Annotated in this window: 13 protein-coding genes; 7 read left to right on the forward strand and 6 right to left on the reverse strand. The window is 64.1% G+C overall.

Annotation, left to right across the window (positions count from 1 at the left end; genetic code table 11):
* Positions 1-4: 4 nt before the first annotated feature.
* On the reverse strand, positions 5-1084 hold the full coding sequence (locus AC0L3B_RS03010) for a maleylacetate reductase (protein WP_473379973.1): 1080 nt from the start codon (positions 1082-1084) through the stop codon (positions 5-7).
* A complete protein-coding gene (locus tag AC0L3B_RS03015) occupies positions 1081-1404 on the reverse strand; it encodes a Dabb family protein (protein WP_018458706.1) in 324 nt (107 codons plus the stop codon). The genes AC0L3B_RS03010 and AC0L3B_RS03015 overlap by 4 nt, the downstream gene beginning before the upstream one ends.
* A 108-nt stretch (positions 1405-1512) precedes the next feature.
* Between AC0L3B_RS03015 and AC0L3B_RS03020 the strand changes: the two genes are divergently transcribed.
* The 6 genes from AC0L3B_RS03020 (at position 1513) to mdlC (ending at position 9245) form a co-directional block, all read left to right on the forward strand.
* On the forward strand, positions 1513-2436 hold the full coding sequence (locus AC0L3B_RS03020; RefSeq protein WP_018458707.1) for a LysR family transcriptional regulator: 924 nt from the start codon (positions 1513-1515) through the stop codon (positions 2434-2436).
* Positions 2437-2479: 43 nt separating this feature from the next.
* Entirely contained in the window at positions 2480-2947 is a 468-nt protein-coding gene (locus AC0L3B_RS03025) for a MarR family winged helix-turn-helix transcriptional regulator (protein ID WP_018458708.1), read from the forward strand.
* A 46-nt stretch (positions 2948-2993) separates the two neighbouring features.
* Positions 2994-4703 (forward strand): FAD-dependent oxidoreductase, encoded by a 1710-nt coding sequence (locus AC0L3B_RS03030; RefSeq protein ID WP_026233641.1) that lies wholly within the window; start codon positions 2994-2996, stop codon positions 4701-4703.
* 89 nt (positions 4704-4792) lie between these two features.
* Positions 4793-6118 (forward strand): MFS transporter, encoded by a 1326-nt coding sequence (locus tag AC0L3B_RS03035; protein ID WP_026233642.1) that lies wholly within the window; start codon positions 4793-4795, stop codon positions 6116-6118.
* A 35-nt stretch (positions 6119-6153) separates the two neighbouring features.
* Positions 6154-7602, forward strand: a complete 1449-nt coding sequence (locus tag AC0L3B_RS03040) for an aldehyde dehydrogenase (RefSeq protein ID WP_018458711.1) — start codon at positions 6154-6156, stop codon at positions 7600-7602.
* A gap of 35 nt (positions 7603-7637) precedes the next feature.
* On the forward strand, positions 7638-9245 hold the full coding sequence (gene mdlC, locus AC0L3B_RS03045) for a benzoylformate decarboxylase (RefSeq protein WP_018458712.1): 1608 nt from the start codon (positions 7638-7640) through the stop codon (positions 9243-9245).
* On the opposite strand, the gene AC0L3B_RS03050 is transcribed toward mdlC, so the two are convergent.
* From AC0L3B_RS03050 to AC0L3B_RS03060, 3 genes are all read right to left on the reverse strand, one after another.
* Positions 9242-10777 (reverse strand): glucosamine inositolphosphorylceramide transferase family protein, encoded by a 1536-nt coding sequence (locus AC0L3B_RS03050; RefSeq protein WP_026233643.1) that lies wholly within the window; start codon positions 10775-10777, stop codon positions 9242-9244. The genes mdlC and AC0L3B_RS03050 overlap by 4 nt on opposite strands.
* 30 nt (positions 10778-10807) lie before the next feature.
* Entirely contained in the window at positions 10808-11983 is a 1176-nt protein-coding gene (locus AC0L3B_RS03055; RefSeq protein WP_018458714.1) for a glycosyltransferase family 4 protein, read from the reverse strand.
* A 301-nt stretch (positions 11984-12284) separates the two neighbouring features.
* Positions 12285-13631, reverse strand: coding sequence for a lipopolysaccharide biosynthesis protein (locus tag AC0L3B_RS03060; RefSeq protein WP_018458715.1), 1347 nt, complete (start codon positions 13629-13631; stop codon positions 12285-12287).
* 433 nt (positions 13632-14064) lie between these two features.
* Between AC0L3B_RS03060 and AC0L3B_RS03065 the strand changes: the two genes are divergently transcribed.
* A complete protein-coding gene (locus tag AC0L3B_RS03065) occupies positions 14065-15288 on the forward strand; it encodes an FAD-dependent oxidoreductase (RefSeq protein ID WP_018458716.1) in 1224 nt (407 codons plus the stop codon).
* A gap of 30 nt (positions 15289-15318) precedes the next feature.
* Here AC0L3B_RS03065 and AC0L3B_RS03070 read toward each other — a convergent pair whose 3' ends face one another.
* A complete protein-coding gene (locus AC0L3B_RS03070; RefSeq protein WP_018458717.1) occupies positions 15319-16455 on the reverse strand; it encodes a GNAT family N-acetyltransferase in 1137 nt (378 codons plus the stop codon).
* Positions 16456-16787: the final 332 nt, after the last annotated feature.

Below are 16787 nucleotides of genomic sequence, written 5' to 3' on the forward strand. Positions count from 1 at the left end.
CGAATCAAACTGCCGTTTTGATGGCGCCGGGCGGCTCGCCGGCCCAGGCGCGCGCGATCAGGTCGCGAATGGCGTCGCGTTCGAGCGGGCGCGGGTTCCAGTAGGCGTTGGTGACCGCGAGGTCGGCAGCCTTGTCGATGCCGCCTTCGGGCATGCCGATGTCGCGCAATGCGACCTTCGCACCCAGCCGCTTCGCGAGCTCGAAAAGTCCTTGCGGTGCATCGGCGGCGCCGATTGCGCGTGAGATCCGCGCCATCGCATCGGGCACGGCCGGCGCGTTATAGGCCAGCGCGTGCGGCAGCACGATGGTGTGGGTCTCGGCATGCGGCAGGTCGAAGGTGCCGCCGAGCGTGTGGCAGAGCTTGTGATGCAGCGCCATGCCGACGGTGCCGAGGCAGACGCCGCACAGCCAGGCGCCATAGAGCGCTTCGGTGCGAGCCTCGCGATCGTCGCCCTTGGCGGCGATGGCGGGCAGGGCACGCGCCAAGGCGCGAATGCCTTCTTCTGCCGTCAGCGAGGTGACGGGATTGGTGTCGCGCGCGTAGAGCGCTTCTACCGCATGTGCGATGGCGTTGATGCCTGATGTCGCGGTCAGGCTCGCCGGCAGCGTCAAAGTGAGATCGACATCGTAGATCACGGTCTCCGGCAGGATGGCGGCGTCGCGGACCGTGGTCTTCAGGCCATTCTCGGTCTGGCCGACGATCGGCGTCATCTCCGAGCCGGCATAGGTCGTGGGAATGCAAAGCTGGTTGATGCCGGTGCGCAAGGCCAGCGCCTTGCCGAGGCCGGTCGTGGATCCGCCACCGAGGGAAATGACGCAGTCGGCCTCGCACGCCTTCATCGCCGCGAGCGCCCGCTCCGTGACCTCGACCGGCGTGTGCATGGTCGCGCCCGGAAAGATGCCGCCGTAGAGCGGACCGAGCGCCGCGCCCAAACTTTTGCCTTGCGCCTCCTGCTGCGGCGTCGTCAGCACCAGGGCGCGCTTGCCACCGAGCCGCTCGACCTCGGCCTTGGCCGAGGCCAAAGCTCCGCTGCCGAACACGACGCGGCAGGGCAGGTTTTCAAAGGTGAACGTACCGATCATGCGCCGGTCTCTTTGATGGGATAATCGACCTGGAAGCGTCCGATCCGCAAGTCGCCCAGCGCCTCGCGCACGCGCAGATGTTCCGGGTGGGTGGCATAGGCCGCGAGCGCAGCGTGGTCGGTGAATTCGGAGAACAGAACGACGTCGCAGGCGTAGTCGACATCGCTGACATCGAGACCGACTTCGATATGGGTGAGGCCGTCGATCCGGCCGCGCAGCCCCTCGAACAGGGTCTTGACCTTGACCCGGGCGGCAGAACGCTCCGCCGGCGTCTCGCCGCGCAGCCGCCACATCACGATGTGCCTGATCGGGCCCGACATTTCCCTGTTTCCTCGCCTGCTATCTTGCTTGTGTTTAGGCCATTTTGACTTGCGGGATACGGAAATAAAGCTCAATAATCGTAAGTCTCTTTTCCTGTTTGCGAAAAAATGGACCGCCTGCTCCAGTTGGAAGTATTCGCCAAGACGGCCGAGCTCGGCAGCATGTCCAAAGCTGCCGAAGCCCTACGGATGTCGAATGCTGCCGCGAGCCGCCATCTCAGCGCTCTCGAGGAGCGCCTTGCAGTCCGGCTGATCGAGCGCAACACCCGTCGGCTGTGGTTGACTGAGGCGGGGCAGGAGCTGCTGGAGCGCTCGAGCCGGGTTTTGAGCGAGTTGGCCGAGGCCGAGGACATCGTCAGCGATCGGGCGCTGTCGCCGCAAGGCATGCTGCGGGTCACGAGCTCGCTGTCCTTTGCGGTGATCTATCTGGCGCCGATGCTGCCAGCCTTCCGCGCGCGCTATCCGAAGCTCAACATGCAGATCACCACCGCCAACCGGTACTCCGATTTCATCGAGGCCGGCATCGACGTGGCGATCAGGACGCGCGAGCAGGAGCCGGATTCCAACATCATCGTCCGCCGCATCGGCCAGATGCGGCGGGTGCTCGCTGCTGCGCCGTCCTACCTCGCAAGCTGCGGCGAGCCGGAGCAGCCCGCCGATCTCGCGCGCCACAACATGCTGATCTACAATCTCGCCAACGATCCCTATTCGCTGCGCCTGCGCAAGGGCAATGGCGCGCAGACTGTTCGCATCACGTCGACGCTCGACAGCAATGACGGCCAGGTCATCCGCGGCGCCGCGCTGGCGGGGCTCGGCATCCTCATCCAGCCGCTCTATATCGTGCAAAGCGATATCGCTGCGGGCCGCCTCGTCCCCGTTCTGATGGACTGGGAGCTGCCGCTGCTCACGATGAACATCGCCTACCAGAACCGTGCCGGACTGCCTGCCAAGATCAGGGTCTTTTCCGACTTCCTGGTCACCCACATCCGCGAGCATTCGCAGCCGGGGATCTGGATCGACGCGGCGAAGTGAGCGACATTTTCGAATTCAGGCGGCTTTGTAGAAGGCACATCCATTGAAAGCCAGGACATCCGGCACCGCATGGCGGCATGCCAACATCGGTCGGCTGCTCAACAACGCGGTGCGGCGCTTCGAAGGTCGTGTGCTCGAACTGATGAGCGAGAAGGGGCATGGCGAAACGAGGATCGCGCATGTCGGCCTCACACGTAATCTCGACGTGGAGGGGACCAGACTGACGGAGCTCGCCCGCCGCGCCTCCATGAGCAAGCAGGCGATGGGCGAGCTGGTCGATCAATGCGCCGAGCTCGGCTTGGTCGATCGGATCGCCGATCCGACCGATCGCCGCGCGCGCATCGTCATGTTCACGCCGGCCGGGCGCAAATGGCTCGATGCGTTCCGCGACGCGGTCGACGTCGCCGAGCAGGAGATGCGCGCCGAACTCGGCAAGGCCACGATGGATGCAATCCTGAAGGGACTGGCGGTCTATGGCGCGACGTTCGATACGCTCGATGACGCCAAGTAGTCAGGCTACTTGACGATATCGTCAGGCGACCTTACCATGCGGAATAATGCTGGTTGGGAGAAGCGCCTTGGAAACATGTCTGACGGCCTCGGTGCTCATCGTGGGTGGGGGGCCCTGCGGCCTGATGCTCGCCAACGAGCTCGGCCGGCGCGGCGTGTCCGCGATCCTGGTCGATGAAAAGCCGGGCACGGCATTCAATCCGCAAGCCAATGCGACGCAAGCGCGCTCAATGGAGCACTATCGGCGGCTGGGTTTTGCCGACGAGATCCGACGCGAAGGTCTGCCTGCGGATTATCCGACCGACGTTGCGTATTTCACGCGCTACACCGGTTACGAGCTGGCCCGATTTCAATTGCCGTCATCGTCACGCGCGGGCGAGCTCGTCAAGGGCATGTCGGGCTCCTGGAGCGCCGCCGAGCTGCCGCATCGGGTCTCGCAAAAATACGTCGAGGCGGTGCTGCGCCGCCACGCCGAACGGCTTCCCGGAATACGGCTCAGCTACGGTCATCGTCTGATCAGCTACGTCGAGAGCGGTGACGGCGTTATCGCCGAGATCGAATGTCTCGATGACAACAGCCGCTTTCAGGTCCGGGCCGACTTCCTGGTCGGAGCCGACGGGCCGCGCTCGATGGTCCGGCAATCGCTCGAGATCGTCTACGGCGGCGAAACCGGAACGCAGCGCGATTTCATGGGCGGCCGCATGCTGGCGGTCTATCTCCGTTCGCCTGGCTTCTACGCGAGCATCCCGCATGCCAAGGCGTGGATGTACAATTGCTTCAACGGCGACCGCCGCGCCTTCATGGCATCCGTGAATGGTCGCGACGAATTTGCGTTTCACACGCAGCTTCGGCCCGGGGAAGACGAGATTGCGATCACAATCAACGAGGCCAAAGCAGCGTTCCAGCGCGCTTGCGACGCGCCGATTGACTGCGAAGTGCTGTCATTCGTGACCTGGACCGCCGGCCACGCGCTGGTCGCGAACGGAATGCAGCGGGGCAGAGTGTTCCTCGGCGGCGACGCGGCGCATCTGTTCACGCCGACCGGAGGCCTTGGCTACAACACCGCGATCGAGGATGCGGTCAACCTCGGCTGGAAGCTCGCAAGCGTCGTCAAGGGTGTGAGCCCGGCGGGGCTGCTCGACAGCTATGAGGTCGAGCGGCGTCCGGTGGCGCTGCGCAACACCGATTATGCGCGTCGCTTTGCCGACTCGCTCGGTCTGTTCGCTCCCGCGCCTGACATCGAGGACGCCACCGAGGCCGGCGACGAGGCGCGGCGGACGGCGGGCGTCTATCTCGAACAGCACGCCCGCGCGGAATTCAACATTCCCGGCGTCACCTTCGGTGGGCGCTACGACGGCTCGCCGATCATCGTCTCCGACGGCAGCCAGCCGCCGCCCGATGCCGCGAACGTCTACGTTCCGAGCGCCTGTCCCGGCGGCCGCGCCCCGCATACGTGGTTGGAGGACGGCGTCTCGCTGTACGACCTGTTCGGGTTCGAGTGGACGCTGCTCCAGTTCGGCGAGGTCATGACCTCTCAAGCGTCAGTCGTCGAGACCATCCGTGCGATCGGGGTTGATGTGAAACTCGTCACGCTGCCGAAATCCCTGCGCGATCTCTATGAGGCGGATCTGGCTTTGATACGCCCCGACCAGATCGTGGCTTGGCGCGGCAGCGCGTCACAGGCTGGTACGATCGGGCGCGTCCTTGCCCGAGCACTCGGACACAACGCGAGCGACGGCGCACGGCTGGCAAGCTGATCGACTCTCGCCGTTGCATCCGACCAGCGGCTGCGGCGGCCAATAACAACAAGACAACAAAACGACAAATGACACCGGAGGAGGAAACCGTGACGACAAGAGCATTGGAGCACTACGACGACCATGCCGCCGCCGGCGCCACTGCCGAGCAGACGGCGAGCAGCCGCCGGCGTATCCTGATCGCCGGCACCATCGGCACCGCGATCGAATGGTACGACTTCTTCATCTACGGCCTGATCGCGCCGCTGGTGTTCGATCAATTGTTCTTTCCGAAGTTCGACCAGCTCACGGCGACGATTGCGGTGTTCGCGACGTTTGCCGTCGGATTTTTGGCGCGTCCGCTCGGCGGGCTTGTATTCGGCCATTTCGGTGACCGTCTCGGCCGAAAGTCCGTCTTGCTGTGTACGCTGCTCATGATGGGACTTGCGACCATGTCGATCGGATTGTTGCCGACCTACGCCAGTGCAGGCGTGGCTGCGACCGTCGCGCTCGTGGCGTTGCGCTTCGTTCAGGGGTTTGCGCTCGGCGGCGAATCGACTGCGGCGATCCTTATGGCGATCGAGACGGCGCCCGGGCACCGGCGCGGCTTCTCGGCCGCGGTGATCCAGGCCGCAGGACCCGTCGGTGTCGTGCTCGCCTCGTTTGCGGCGCTCACGATCGCGCGGCTGCCGGAAGCGGACCTGCTGTCATGGGGCTGGCGCGTGCCGTTCCTGATCAGCGCGGTTCTGGTCGCGCTCGGCGTCTATATGCGCCTGCGCATCGAGGAGAGCGCGACATTCCGAAAGGCGAAGGTGACGGAAGTAGCGCCTGTGGTCGAAGCGCTGCGGGAACATTGGCGGCCGATCCTCATCGTATTCTTCGCCGAGATGGCGCAGACGTCCTATTTCTATCTGACAGCCATCTTCACCATCTCCTTCGCGACCCGTCAGCTCGGCGTCCAGAAAGACGTCATCACGCAGGCCGTGCTGTTCGCCAATCTCGTCGGGCTCGTTGCGATGCCACTCATCGGAGCCTGGTCCGACCGTATCGGACGAAAGCGTCTGTTCTTGGCCGGCGTGGTGCTTGCAGCCATCTCGATGTTTGCATTCTACGGTGTGGTCGCGAGCCGCGACACGGTGCTGGTGACGGGCGCGGTGATCCTCGCCGCGGGGGTGATCCATCCGCTGATGTTCGGCAGCGAAGGAAGCTATTTTCCGGAATTGTTTCCGACCCGCATTCGCTTCACCGGCGTGTCGATCGGAAAGCAGCTCGGGACGGTGCTCGGCGGCGGCATTGCGCCGCTGGTCGCCACCAGCCTGTTTGCGCAGACGGGCTCCACCTACGCGATCACAGGATACTACGTTGCGCTCGCGCTCGCGGCGATGATTGCGCTCGGCTTTGCGCGTGAAACCGGAAAATCGCGGCTGCTCGGCTAGAGCGAGCGCCATTATCAACCCCAGGGAGGTTTTTCATGGACGTCAGTCTTCTCATCAACGGGCAGGATCAGGCCGCTTCCAGCGGCAAGGTGTTCGAGCGGCGCAATCCGCTGTCGCAGGAGGTCGCAAGCCGCGCGGCCGCCGCGACCGCTTCCGATGCCGACGCCGCGGTGGCGGCGGCCTCCGCCGCGTTTGCCGCATGGTCGGCGCTCGGCCCGAATGCGAGGCGAGCCCTGTTGCTGAAGGCCGCAGATGCGCTTGAGGCCAAGCGCGACGCCTTCGTCCGGATCATGATGGCCGAGATCGGCACGACGGAGATCTGGTCGGCCTTCAACGTCAAGCTCGCGACCGGCATGCTGCGCGAAGCGGCGTCGCTCACCACGCAGATCGCCGGCGAGGTGATCCCGTCGGACAAGCCGGGATGCCTCGCGATCTCCATTCGACAGCCCGCCGGCGTGTGCCTCGGCATCGCCCCGTGGAATGCGCCGATCATTCTCGGCGTTCGCGCCGTGGCGACGGCGCTCGCCTGCGGCAATTCCGTCGTGCTCAAGGCCTCCGAGATATGCCCGGGGACGCACCGGTTGATCGGCGAGGTCTTCAAGGACGCAGGCTTTCCGCCCGGTGTCGTAAATGTTCTGACCAACGCACCGGCCGATGCGCCCGCTCTGGTCGAGCGCCTGATCGCCAATCCGGCCGTGCGGCGGATCAATTTCACCGGCTCGACCCGCGTCGGTCGCGTCATCGCCGAGCTGGCCGGGCGCCAGCTCAAGCCAGTGCTGCTCGAACTAGGGGGCAAGGCGCCTCTGGTCGTGCTCGACGATGCCGACGTCGATGCCGCCGTCGCGGCCGTGGCGTTTGGCGCCTTCATCAATCAGGGCCAGGTCTGCATGTCGACCGAACGGGTGATCGTCGACGAGGCGGTAGCGGCGTCCTTTGTCGACAAGCTCGCGAAGAAAACGGCTGCGCTTCCGGCCGGCGCCCCGCGCTCCGGTCCCGTTGTCGTCGGCTCGATGATCGACGAGGCGCCGGCCAAGCATGTCGTTGCGTTGATCGACGACGCGGTCGCCAAAGGCGCCGTCAAGCTCGCGGGCGGCGACCGGGTTGGCACGGTCGTCCCGGCCACCGTGCTCGACCGCGTGGTGCCCGGCATGCGCATCTATACCGAGGAGAGCTTTGGTCCCGTCGTCTCGGTGATCCGGGCAAGTGGCGTGGATGACGCGGTGCGGCTTGCCAACGATACCGAGTACGGCCTCTCGGCCGCCGTGTTCGGCCGCGACGTCGCGCGTGCGCTGACGGTGGCGCAGCGGATCGAAAGCGGCATCTGCCACGTCAACGGCTCGACCGTGCATGACGAGGCGCAGATGCCGTTCGGCGGCATGAAGGGATCGGGCTACGGCCGCTTCGGAGGTCAGGCCGGGATCGCCGAGTTCACCGATCTGCGCTGGATCACCATCGAGACCCAGCCGCAGCACTATCCCTTCTGACCGCGCAACAAGCGAAGCCCATCAGGACGCTATTCATGAATTCGAAAGTTCTCACGGTTCGGGAAGCGACCCTCGGTGTGCTTCGCTCCTTTGGCGTCGATCGCGTTTTCGGCAACCCCGGCTCGACCGAGCTTGCCTTCCTTGGCGACTGGCCCGACGACATCGACTACGTGCTCGGATTGCAGGAAGCCTGCGTCGTCGGCATGGCAGACGGCTATGCGCAGGCCACGGGACGAGCGGCGTTCGTCAATCTGCACTCGGCGGCTGGGCTCGGTCATGCCCTCGGCAATCTCTTCACCGCATTCCGCAACAAGACACCGATGGTCGTGACAGCCGGGCAGCAGGCGCGCAGCCTATTGCGGATGCGACCCTATCTCTTCTCCGAGGACGCCGCACAGTTTCCAAAGCCCTATGTGAAATGGAGCGCCGAACCGGCGCGCGCCGAAGATGTTCCAGCGGCGATCGCGCAGGCCTTCCTCACCGCCATGCAGCATCCCCGCGGTCCGACATTCGTGTCGGTCCCGTCGGATGATTGGGCGCGGCCCGCAACCGCTCCACCGGTCCGCTGCATCGCGACGGAGTTTGCGCCCGATCCGGCGGCGATCGTTCGGCTCGGCGCGGCGATCCGAGCCGCCAAAAAACCTATCTTCGTTGTCGGACCCGAGATCGATCGCAGCGGCTGCGTCGACGCGATGGTCGCTGTGGCCGAGCAGGCGAGCGCGGCCGTTTGGGCAAGCCCGATGTCGAGCCGTTCGAGCTTTCCGGAATTGCATCCGCTGTTCGCCGGCTTCCTTCCGGCAGCACCGGGAGGGCTCGCCCGCGCATTGCGCGGCGCCGATCTGATCGTCGTGGTCGGCGCGCCGGTGTTTACTTTCCATGTCGAAGGACAATGCGAATTGCTCGACGATGGAACGCCGGTCTGGCAGATCACGGATGATCCGACGGAAGCCGCATCCGCTTCTGTCGGTGACACCATCATCAGCACGCTCCCGAAGGCGCTGGCTGGGCTGCTGTCGGTGATGCCTGACATCGCGGAGCGCGAGGTGCCGGCCGCGCGGTTGCGGCCTGCCGCTCCTGCCGCGCAAAATCCGATTCCGCCGGGCTATGCGCTCGCCCGGCTCTCGGCGTTGATGCCGGGCGATGCGATCGTGGTCGAGGAGGCGCCGTCGCATCGCCCCGCCATTCAGCAATTCCTGCCTCGGCCCGGCGCGGACAGCTTCTACACGATGGCGAGCGGCGGACTTGGTTATAGCCTGCCGGCCTCGGTCGGCGTGGCGCTGGCGCGGCCGGGCCGCCGCATCGTCGCCCTGATCGGTGACGGATCGGCGATGTATTGCATCCAGGCAATCTGGACCGCGGTGCAACGCCGCCTGCCGATCACTTTCGTGATCATGAACAATTCAGGCTATGGCGCGATGCGCGCCTTCAGCCAGCTGATGCAGGCGCATCGCCCGCCCGGGATCGACCTGCCCGGGCTCGACTTCGTGGCGCTCGCAAGGGGAATGGGTTGTCCGGGGCAGCGCATGACCGATGTCGGCGACGTCGACGCCATCTTGACCGAAGCGTTGGCATCAAGCGGTCCCGCGCTGGTCGATATCGCCGTCGACGACGCCACGACGGACCTGTTCAGCCATCCGCGCTAGCTGGCGGCAGAGGGGCTGGTCCGCGGCGACAAGACAGCCGATGGAAATTTGCCTCCGAAGGCACGGGTCTTCGGTTGGACACGCGACCCGTCGATCACCTCGAGTTGTCCGCAGCGATTCAAGGTATGCAACTTCCTGCCGGGCCATGCTGGCCCTGGCCGCAGAGAGTGGCGGATAATCTGCTTGAACGTCGTCGGCGACAGTTCGACGATTTCCGCCAGGGCGAGCGCTGCCCCATATCCGCCGGCACAATCCTGGACCGGGCGCCACAATTTGTCATTGATGGTGACGAAATTCCCCGCAGGCCGCGTGCTCGCGCGGTCGATCAGGACCGGGTTGCTGGCATGCGGCAACCACGGGCCCATGAGGTGCTCGGCGTGATAGATCGCCAACGAATCCGAATACCCGCCAGTTCCATCGCGCCAGGCTCCGAACAGATAGTGCAGGCCGTTGTGCCGCGTGATCGTCACATCGGCGAGTTCAAGTCCTGAAAGCAGCGTCGCGTGGCGCTCCCATTTGTCCGGGAACCGAACGCATTTATAGATGGCGACGTCCCCATTGGTCGAGCTCTCCGGGATCATCCACAATGCGCCATCGTCCTCGATCAGGAACGGATAGGAGAGGTGCCAGGGCTCGTCCAATACGGGCACGACCGCTCCGACCGGGCCCTTATCGTCGAACTCGATCGCGGAAATGATTCCTTTTCCAATCCGGTGATCGAGATCCTCAAAGAAGACGAATGTTCTTCCCTGCCACGTGATGGGGAAAGGATCGGCGTAGAAGTGGTTTCCGGGATCGGCAAGGACGTTCCAGCGAGGCCCTGACAGGTCTCCGGTCTGCCAGACGCCTGCGCCCTTGTTGATGCGCCATCCGACATGCCAATGCGGGGCATAGCAGCAGAGGCGATAGATCTCCTTGGCGATCGATATGGTGAGGCCGCGCGCGACATAAGCCGTTGGCGGGCGGCCGTTGTCCGCTCGGGCCGGTCGTGCCAGCTGCGGCACGATGCGCGGTCGTCCCGACAGGATGGCGGCCACCATGGTCAGGGTTCGCGCCATGACCGTTTCCAGGCCCCCGCTCAGACCGGCCGCGATTTCGGCGGAGGGATGGCCACGATCGAGGACTGCACCGTCGACCTCGTCGACGATTTCGATCACCGGCAGATCGCCGGCGAGAATGGCGGCAAGAGCTGCGTTTTCGCCTGCCACTCCATTGAACAGCGGGCGGAGATACTGCCGGGCGGAGCAGTTCGGATCCCGCGCGCCACCGGTGAAATCGACGACGACGTCTGCCGTGCCGGCGCGAGCCTGCATCCGGTCCGGACTGATCTTCAGCCTTTCGGTGCCGCTGTGTTTGCCCTTGTGCAACACCAAACGTTCGAGCTCGAACAGCATGTCGAGACCCGCCGGCCGCGGCTCCGCCGTTGCCGTCCACGCGATCTGGACCGGTACATCCCGCCCGTCGATCGACAGCGTCTCGCGGCCCATCCACCGCCGCGCATTCTCAATTTCACAGCGAAACTCGATGGTCATGTCGAGCCGATCCGTTTCCATGCGCCCCGATCAAATGACCTGGCCGAGAATTCGAACGTATTCCTCCACCATGGCGTCCACTGAATAGCGCAGCTTCAGGCCTTTGGCGTTTTGCCGCAGTTCGTCGCTCAGTCTTTGGTCCGTCAGGAGCCTCGAGACGGCCGCTGACAGCTTGGCGTGATCGGAGGTATCGACGAACAGCGCTGTCGGCTTCCCTTCGACGGACAACACTTCGCGCAAGACCGGAAGATCGGTGACGACCGAGGGAACGCCGGCGTTTGCAGCCTCCACAGCGGCGAGGCCGAAGGTCTCCGCCTGCGTCGGAAATACGAACACGTCGAGAGCGGCGAGAAACTCCGCCATCTGGCGCGGGGTGATTTCGCCGAGCAGATGCAGCCTGTCCGATACTCTCAGCTCATCCGCCAACTGCCGCAGCCGGGCCTCGTCGGCTCCCTGGCCGGCCAGCGCGAGATGCCAGGATGGTTGATCCGGCAACAGACGTATCGCCGCGTCGAGCCGCTTGTGCGGGTGCAATCTTGCTGCGCAGCCGAGCAGGGGGCTATCCGGCGGGAGATTGAACTTCTGTCGCGCAGCTTGCTTCGACAGGGTGAGCGCCTTGTCGTCGAAGCCGTGCGGGACATGCACCATGCGCGCGCGATAAGCCCTGGGGTAGCGCGAATACTCGCGCTGCATGTCCAGCGAGTTGAGCGTGATGCGGTCGAAGAAGCCGAGGCTGCCCATGACGATGTCGGCCGTACGGACCGGCCAGCTCATCGACAGCGCGGATGAAACCTGATTGGCGATGACAGGTGCGCGGCAGATCAGGCGCGCCACACCGGCGCCGATGACATTGCCGAAGTGCTGAAAGGTCAGAACGGCGTCAGGCCTGGTGGCCCTGATATGGCGGCCGAGCGTCCACAGCATTTGCAGCAGCGCCAGCGGATTTCCCGGCCGGCTCGACGCGCAATAGACCGTGTGGGGCGGCTCATCGAACGAATCCGACTTGCGGAAGAAGAAAAGATTGGTGACGCGATAGCCGCGGGCGGTCAGCCCGGCGCCAAGCAGGCGCGAGATCTCCTGCGCACCGGCGTTCTCAGCCTGGGTCTGTACGAGCAGCACGTGCGGCTTGCGTCCGCCACCGTTGGGCGACGGGAGTGCTGTCGCAGTCGTCTCGCCCAACGCCTTGTTTGGCTGGTAATGCAGCACGGATCCCGACCCATTAGAGAAGCGAATTTTTCACCTTCTTAACTCCGTATCTACCATGCGGGCATCGCGCGGACACCGACTAGCAATAAACGGAGTTAATGCGCCCTGCCGCAAGGGCATGAGGGAATTCCGCTGGTTCCGACGAAGTGCAGAGGACGCGGGCAACCGCCGATTAACCATCGATATTTGGGTTGGAGCGGGCCCACTAAAGCATATGAAAACGACGCACATTCCGCCGGTGCGCCGACGGCTGCTGGTGCGCTCTCCTTCATGCGGGACACGCGCGACATATGCTGACGCTCTATTCGCCGGAGTCCGCGCCACGGACCGCGTAGGCGCTGGGCTTCGATGCGGAGAAGCGCAGAAGCCCTAGAATCGAAGGATCGACGCCGGTTCGCCGGCGACAGAGGATGTTGAGGACGATGGTCGCTAACGCGAGCGACACAGTGGCCGAGATCGCTGCGCCAAGAACGCCGAGCCAGGGAATGAGGACGAGAAATCCAACCAGCCGTAGCGCTACGTTCCCGGCAATCACGGGGACATACTCGCGCTCATGGCCGGTCAGTTGCAATATCGCCGCAGACGGACCGCCCGCCGCCTGGACCGCCGTTCCGATCGCGAGCACGATCAGGACCCAGTGCTGCGCAGCGAAATGTGGCCCGAACAAGTTGAGTAGATGGGGACCTCCAACCCAGATCAGGAGGAGTCCGCTGACCACGCACACCGCGGTCACTTCCGCCATGAGCCGCAACGTTCGCTCGAATTCCTGATGGTTCTTGCTGAAGTACAGCGAGGGGAGCCGACGTGCGCCAAAGCTGTACAATGCGGCCGACAGCATGGCGAAGATGTTGGCCAGGCGCGAAGCGGCAAAATAAATTCCGGCGGTTGCCGGGTCCAGCATCCAGTAGACCAGAATGACGTCGAAATACTGGTTCGCGGCTTCGAGAATGGATGCGACCCAGAAATGAAGCGCGCTCGATCTCCAGCGCGACGGCTCGGAACGCACCGCCGTGCCGCGGAAATCCGGTAGAACTCGCGCAATCGCGATGATCTGTGCGACCAGTCCGACCGACATGGCAATCGTCATCACGGCGATCAATTCGGCGGGATCAAGCTGCCGATGGCCGAACATGATTGCGAGCAGAAACAGCACCACGCTGACTCGCCAGAAGAACTCCCTGTTTCCTTCCCCCATGAGAATGCTGACCAGCGAGCGTGCGATCTGGCTGCCAAGCATCAGTCCGGCATTCACGGCTGTGTAGGCCGACACCGCGACAACCAGCAGCCACGAGGCGCCTTTGATGTTCGCGCCGATCGCGATTGCGCCGATCGCAATCAGCATCGCGACGGAGGAAATCTTGAAGCTCGATAGCAGCACGCCCTTGGTGAGATCAGGCTGATTTCCCACCCGATACTCGTTCAGAAATCGCACCAGCAGCGATTCCTGGCCCACCAGACCGACGACCGCTGCCATCTGGGCGACCGAAAGCCAGGTCGCAAAGATGCCAAACCCATCGGGCGACATCGTTCGTGCCGCAAGCGAGAACAACGCGAACGCAAGCGCGCCGCTACCAACCTTGAGAAGGATGGTTCCGGCAACACCGCGCGTCACGTCGCGCCGCATGAACTGGACGATGGATTCGATCATGGAGATTTAAGGGGCAACTTCCCCTGAAGAGACATTTTCCGATTACCTGCGACAGCCTAGCATGCCGAAAAACCGCGAGTGTTAATGGACGGCCTCCATGATCCCGCCGGCCGCGGCGACGTCGCGGCCATGCCTGTTGCTTCACTATGGAACATCGCTGACCCCATTGTCCCAGATAGAGCAAAGTGCGGCCCGGTCGCGTGGCGGCAGAGCGCCGCATCGACGGCCGATGAGGCGAGATGAGCCGTTGGAATGCGGACCGGCTCGGCGGGAATGGCCATCCCGAGCAAGGCGCGTGCCGGATCTCATCGGGCCGGGCAGGTCTCCGCTGCGTTAACCGAGATATCGAGAAATGATCGCGTTTGGTCCTGCGATGCGACATCAGGCGAGAGAATTGCACGGGCAACCATCGTTGACCGTGGGAGCCTGGACCATGACGGCGGATAGCAACGTGACCGAGCCGAGCGCTGGATCTGCGACCGCGGCGATCGTCGTCGACATCGCGATCGTCGGCGGCGGCCTTGCGGGCTCGCTCGCGGCGGCCGTGCTCGCGCGGGCAGGGCATCGTGTCGCTCTCGTCGACAAGCGCGCGGTCCATCCGGACGAGTTTCGGGTCGAAAAAATAGGCGGCCGTCAGCTGGAGATGTTGCGCAAGCTGGGCTTCCTCGATGCGCTCGACAACGTGGCCTGTCGATATGATCAGGTGCTCAACATCAGGGAAGGCAAGGTGGTCGATGTCAGCGTCGGCCGGGCTTACGGGCTTCCATATGCCGATCTCGTCGCCATGGCGCGCAGCCAGCTGCCTGATCCGTCCAGCCTCATTGTCGATGAGGTCACTGCGGTCAATTGTCGCGACGATCTCCAACATGTCGAGCTCGCGTCAGGGGGGCGCATAACTGCGCGCCTCGTCGTGCTGGCCACGGGCATGGCGGGCGTGCTCGGCTACAAGCTCGGCATCAAGCGGCGCGTGCTGGCCGAGCGCCATTCGGTTTCGTTCGGCTTCACGATCGCCCGCCGCGACCACGCGCCGTTCGATTTCGAGGCGTTGACCTGTTATGGGGAGCGCACAGCGGACGGCATCGATTATCTCAGCCTGTTTCCCGTGCGTGCCGGCATGCGGGCAAATCTCTTCATGTTCCGAGACCCGACCGATCCGATCATGCGCGAGCTGCGCCGTGAACCGGAGGCGACGGTCTTGCGCCTGCTTCCGGGATTGCGGCCCTACCTTGGCGACTTCCACGTGATCGACCGGGTGCAGAATTGGGTGATGCACCTGTCCGTCGTGGAAGGACATCTCCAGCCCGGAGTCGTGCTCATCGGTGATGCGTTCCAAACGAATTGTCCGGCCGCCGGCACGGGCGTCGCCCGTCTGCTGGTCGACGTCGAGCGCCTCTGCACCGAATATGCGCCGCGTTGGCTCGGGACCGAGGGCATGGGTCGGGAGAAGATTTCTGAATTCTATTCCGATCCCGACAAGGTCGCGGCGGACCAGCAGTCACTGAAGATGGCGCGCTTCCGGCAGGCCCTGACGTCCCGCAACGATATTGGCTGGGACGTGCGGCGGCGGCTGCACTTCCTGCGACGCAGTATCACCCACCGGCTCGATCAGATGCGGCCCGGCTGGCTCGCGCAGGTTCGAAGCGCGCTACGCGCCTGAGAGCGGCACCCGGTCGGCCCCTCGCACCGGTCAGCGCGTCGGCGTTGAGGTCCGGGTCGGCAGGAACCTGAACTCCGACATCCGCTTGGCGGCCAGCTTGAGCCAAGGCGCCTGTTTCAGTGCGAACAAGGAGATGGCGCCCGTGGTGCTGCCCGCCTGCGTGACCGTCCACATCGGTGAAGGCTGAGCGCCGAACTGCTTCTTGTAGGGCTCGTCGCCGATGGTGAAATCGAGCATCTGATCCCCGCGCTCGATGCAATCCTTCGCCACCTGCTCGAACATCAGCGCGCCCAAGGACTGGCTTTTGTATCCGGCAATGTCGAAGGCGCCCATGATCACGAGGAAGCTGCCGTGATGGCTGAGTCCGAGCACGGCTGCGATGACCTCGCCGTTCATCTTCATCGCATAGAGCCGGACAAAGGAGCCGAGGCCGCGCTGCGCCACGTCGGAATAGAAGCCGTAATATTCGGGGCGCTGGAGCAGATCTCCGTCGCCGTGTGCCTGAAAGCGCGGCCCGCGAAATTTCTTCATCACGTCCAGCACCTCCAAGACAGCGGCACTGTCGCGGCAGCATGAAAAACTCAAGTCCCCCTTCTTCTGGAGCTGCCGGGCTTTCTTTGCGAGCTCCTTCTGGTAGGAACGGTCCAGCGCACTGGCGCGCCATTGCTCGAACGGCGCGACCAGAACGGTCGCATAGGCATTGGTGTCCATCGCTATGCGGCGGGGCGCAGCCAGCAGGTTCTCGATCGGAAGCCGTCCATCCGGCAGCTTGGTCATCCGGAGCAGATCGAACGGGCGGACGAGGCACCGGATTTCTGCGCAGGCACTCTCGTCCTTGAGCAGCTCGGAAAATACCTGCGGGCTGCATACGGGCGCGAGGTAGTCGGAAACGCGGAGGTCGGCGAATTCGACGGTCCGTATCGGGCCGCGCCGGATCCGCAGCAAGGGCAACACCATCGCAAGGGCGCCCGTCGCGCGGTGGCGGACCACGACAACCAGAGGAGTTGCGCTCACATGAGACGCGAGCCTGGTGTAGAGGGTGTCGAGCCAGAGCGGATGCTGGAACGCGGTGGCGGCCGAGTTGTCGAACAGCTCCGCGTAGTCCGGCGACAGGAAGTCGAATCCCTGCTCGATGGCGATGTCGAATGTGTTGCTAGGTCTGTTCATACGCAACCAAGAAAGCAGATGGCTCGGGACGATTGATGGAGCCGGATCTACGCTCTATAGCAGGGTCGTTACGGGGGAGACACCGGCGGCGTATGATTTGCATTAATCCTTCGAGCGAGGCGCGTATGGTTACCAAACCGCTAATTCCTCATCGAGCGGCCTCGCAGCCGAAACAGCCACGACCGCGTCAACCCCCCTCGTCAGAAATATTCCACTTTACCGAAATTCGGTTTTAGCGTATGTGTCGTCCATCCCGGCTCATCCTTGAGGGGCGATCTTGTGGTCGTCATGTTCGCGAGCCGGGCTTGCGGTGGACGCGGCAGCGTTCGGGT

It is taken from the genome of Bradyrhizobium sp. Kon56 (genome assembly GCF_055807635.1).

Bases quoted from the DNA above. Each gene is read 5' to 3' on its own strand.
- AC0L3B_RS03040 (WP_018458711.1), top strand. From the start codon at position 6,154: ATGGACGTCAGTCTTCTCATCAACGGGCAGGATCAGGCCGCTTCCAGC.
- mdlC (WP_018458712.1), top strand. From the start codon at position 7,638: ATGAATTCGAAAGTTCTCACGGTTCGGGAAGCGACCCTCGGTGTGCTT.
- AC0L3B_RS03050 (WP_026233643.1), bottom strand. From the start codon at position 10,777: ATGACCATCGAGTTTCGCTGTGAAATTGAGAATGCGCGGCGGTGGATG.
- AC0L3B_RS03060 (WP_018458715.1), bottom strand. From the start codon at position 13,631: ATGATCGAATCCATCGTCCAGTTCATGCGGCGCGACGTGACGCGCGGT.
- AC0L3B_RS03020 (WP_018458707.1), top strand. From the start codon at position 1,513: ATGGACCGCCTGCTCCAGTTGGAAGTATTCGCCAAGACGGCCGAGCTC.
- AC0L3B_RS03010 (WP_473379973.1), bottom strand. From the start codon at position 1,084: ATGATCGGTACGTTCACCTTTGAAAACCTGCCCTGCCGCGTCGTGTTC.
- AC0L3B_RS03015 (WP_018458706.1), bottom strand. From the start codon at position 1,404: ATGTCGGGCCCGATCAGGCACATCGTGATGTGGCGGCTGCGCGGCGAG.
- AC0L3B_RS03065 (WP_018458716.1), top strand. From the start codon at position 14,065: ATGACGGCGGATAGCAACGTGACCGAGCCGAGCGCTGGATCTGCGACC.
- AC0L3B_RS03070 (WP_018458717.1), bottom strand. From the start codon at position 16,455: ATGAACAGACCTAGCAACACATTCGACATCGCCATCGAGCAGGGATTC.
- AC0L3B_RS03030 (WP_026233641.1), top strand. From the start codon at position 2,994: ATGCTGGTTGGGAGAAGCGCCTTGGAAACATGTCTGACGGCCTCGGTG.